3 protein-coding genes are annotated in these 3,734 nt (G+C 48.1%); all 3 read right to left on the bottom strand.

Annotation, left to right across the window (positions count from 1 at the left end; genetic code table 11):
* On the bottom strand, positions 1–2,342 hold a 2,342-nt coding region (locus VN105_RS22545), incomplete at its 3' end, for a TonB-dependent receptor (RefSeq protein ID WP_325644451.1).
* Positions 2,290–2,616, bottom strand: coding sequence for a hypothetical protein (locus VN105_RS22540; protein WP_325644449.1), 327 nt, complete (start codon positions 2,614–2,616; stop codon positions 2,290–2,292). The genes VN105_RS22540 and VN105_RS22545, both read right to left, overlap by 53 nt.
* Positions 2,617–2,623: 7 nt before the next feature.
* On the bottom strand, positions 2,624–3,734 hold a 1,111-nt coding region (locus VN105_RS22535), incomplete at its 5' end, for an efflux RND transporter periplasmic adaptor subunit (protein ID WP_325644448.1).

The raw sequence follows: 3,734 nt of genomic DNA, 5'->3' as shown, positions 1-3,734 counted from the left end.
CCGGAAAAACGTCTTGGCATTTGCGGTTCCAGCGTGCTCCAACCTTTGTAGTATTCTTTGTTACCGATGTTATCGAGTTTGAATGCTACGTTAAACTTGTTGGTATTGTAAAACAGTGAACCATTTAATACCGTGTAAGATGGTAAAGTGAATACACCGGTAGTAAGCCTGTTGAGGATCATATTTTCGCTGGCGTAGTTGCCGCCAAAGCCGATACCAAAGCCTTTCACCGGACCATTCTGGAATTTGTAAGTGATCCAGAGGTTAGCAAGATTCTTAGGGCCTGCTTCTTCAGGACGTCTGCCCAGGTATTCCTTATCATTTGTTTCGGTGAATTTACTGTCGTTGTAGCTGTAACCACCGGTGATGTTCAAACCAGCTACGGGGTTAGCTACGATTTCCGCTTCTACACCACGACTGGCTCTTGTACCGCCCTGGGTATATGCCAGTGTTGTGCCGCCACCTGTTTGCAGGATGATGTTTTTCACTTTAATATCGTAGTAGCTCACGGAACCGGTGATCATACCACCCATGAGGTTTACTTTCACCCCGCCTTCCAGTTGGTTGGCCTGTTCAGGATCGAAGCTTACCAATACGTTCTGACCGTTTGCACGCGGTGCGCTGTTGGTGAAGCCATTCATGTAGTTCGCAAAAACGGACAGTGTATTCAGGATAGGCTGGTATACGATCCCGAATTTAGGCGACAGGGCGGTTTGTGAGTATTTATCATTTGCACCGGCAGTAAGACCGCCATTCTTAAAATGATCTACACGCAAACTGGCCATTACAGATAGGCTGGGCAGGATGTTGAATACATCAGATACGTAAGCGCTGTATGTTTCCTGGGTAAGATTAGAGTTGTCTACCGGTAAAGCATTCAACAATGAATCGGTATGTTGTTTCGACAGGATACCGTTGTCATTGCCGGCCATATCTACCAGGCCGTTCATGGCATAGCCGGTGTTGTTGCTTTGTGTGCGGCGGCTGAAATAATCCAGGCCGGCCACTACCCTGTTGCGGAATTGCCCGATCTTAAAATCGCCGGTGAAATTTTGCTGGATATCGGTGGTATTGGTGCTGCCGTTCTGGTAGCTGATATACCTTGCGAAAGTGGGCGAAATGTTGGGAAAGCCCGGCATAGAAGCAGATCCTTCATACAGGTAAGAGTAATAGCCTTCTGATTTGGCGCTTCCTCTTGATACGATGGTTTGTGAGGTCCAGGTATCGGATAATTTATAGATCGCCTGCGCCTGTATGCTGGAAGTAGGTGTTTTTATGCTGAGGTTGTTGCTGGTATAAGAACGTTTGTTATCGTATCCCAGTTCCTTCAGGTTCTTCGCAAACAGCGGGTTACCACGGTCGAGGAACAAACTGGTGGGATTGGTACTTTCTGAAGAAAGAAATTCCGTGTTCAGCATCAGGGTAAGGCGTTCGCTGGCATGATAGGTAAGCGAAGGCGCAATGAAGCGTTTCTTCACGAAGCCGGCATCCTGGAAGCTGTTCTCATCATGGTAAGCGCCGGTTACACGCAACAGCACTTTATTATCTTTATCAAGGGGGGTATTGATATCAGCGGTCACGCGGTTGAGGCCGTAGCTTCCGCCGGTATAACTGATTTCACCGCCGAAGTGGTCATAAGGTTTCTTTGTAACGGTGTTGATCAAACCGCCGTAGGAAACAACGGAGCTGCCGTAAAGTGTACCAGACGGGCCTTTCACTACTTCAATCCTGTCGATGTTGGCTACATCCAGGCCGCCGTTGGTTAAGCCGGGCAAGCCATTTACCAGTGTAGGCTGTACCGCAAAACCCCGAAGTGAATAATACCCGGCGCCGTCCCCTGCGCGGCCTGTAGAGGACCATAATTTGCTGATACCGGGAGCATTGTTGAGGGCATTATCGTAGCTGGTTACTACCTGGTCTTTTATCAGTTCGCTGGAAATAACGTTGTATACCTGCGGATTCTCAATATTTTTTAACGGCAGTTTGGCCACATACTCGCTGCTTCTTTTAGTGTATTTGTTCCTGAAAGCAGTTACCTCTACTTCATTCAGGTTCTTTTCAGAGATGTTGAGTTGAAGATCGATGGTAATGGTTTTATCCTTTTCAACAGTTACTTCCCTGCTGGTGGTTTCATATCCCGTAAGGGATACCTGGATCGTATAATTTCCCGGGTTGATATTACGGAGTAAGTAAGTACCGTTATCGTCTGTGAGCGTTGTTTTTTTGGTGCCTTTCAATACCACTGCCACGCCTGGCGCCGGCTTATTGTCTGAAGTGGTTACGAGTCCTTTAATGCTGCCGCCGTTGTCTATTTCTTCGGCTAATACGGTGTTGGACAGCATTACACTGAGTAACAATAAACACCAACCTGATCTCTTTAAAAATTCCCTTATTGATTTCTCCATTGTCTGATTCCTTAAAATTTGCAGGCGCAAAGTTCGGGGCATCACCTATATTGATGCTGACGGATACGGAATTTGATTTACGCAATGCGGAAAAAAATGTCGTGAGCAGATTAAAGTAAAAGCTACAGTATCTAATAATAATCAATTGATAATAAATCGCTTCAACAAAAAAGCCATTCCCTTCCGGGAATGACTTTTCCTCTTCATCCACTATCTATCTACTTAACTTTTACATTCACTGCGGGAGCATTATCCCTTATTTCCTCGCTGGCAACCGTTACCAGGGTATCTGCGGCACTGAGCTCCCCGAACACTTCGGTTTTACCGTTTTCACTCCGGCCGGTAGTTACCGGTATCCATTTTGAATGCTTATCCCGGATCTTCAATACAAATACGCCTTTGGTAGAATTGAGCACCGCAGAAGAGGGTACCAGGAAATTGCTGGCGCTACCGGTGAGAGGTATAGCCACTTCCGCCACCATACCGGGCAATAATGATTTATCGTTATTGGCTACATCAATTTCAATATGCTGGGCGCGAAGCTTACGGTCCAGTGCGCCGGCCAGGCGGATCACCTTTCCTTTGAATGCTTTGTTATTCAGAGATCTTACTTTGAAAGCTACTTCACTCTGGTTAGTCAGGTAACTGGTGTAGGCTTCCGGTACACTCACCACCAGCCTTAGCTTCTTCTGCTCCTGCAGGGTGAATAAGGGCATTTCAGAGCCCTTCCCGGAAGGGCCTACATAAGCGCCGGCGCTTACATTACGGGCAGTGATCACCCCGCTGAACGGCGCGCGTATTTCCAGGTAGTTACGGTTGTCGCCAACTTCGCGATGCGCTGCTTTGGCGGCATCCAGCTGGGCCAGGTCGGATTTCTGCCGGGCAAATGCCAGGTCTAGGTCGTTCTGTGAAACGGTACCGGGCGTTTTGCTGGTTTCCAGCAGGCGGTCGTAGGTAGCTTTGCTGGACAAATAAATGGCCTCCTGCGATTTGAGCCGGGATTCAGCGCCGGACAACTGGGAATTGATCTCCGGCGCTTCCATGGTAGCCAGCAGCTGACCGGTTACCACTTCGCTTCCTACATCTACATTCATCTTTTTCACAAAGCTGCTCACCTTGGCGTAAAGATCTACCTGCTGGAAAGCGATCAGCTCACCGGGGATTTGTATGGAAGACGACAGGCTGCCTTTTTCCAGGGAAAAAACGTCCAGCGGGGCGGCTGCTTCAATGGCGGATGTGTCTTTTCCTTCTTTGGCGCCGGAGGTACTGCAACTGTACAGCCCCGCGGTGATCACCATCGCTGAAAATAAAGGAAATGTAATACGGGTA

It is taken from the genome of Chitinophaga sp., assembly GCF_035564935.1.
Lineage (GTDB): Bacteria > Bacteroidota > Bacteroidia > Chitinophagales > Chitinophagaceae > Chitinophaga.
Note: the sequence above shows the minus strand (reverse complement) of the source record. Positions and strands in the feature narration are given on the sequence as shown.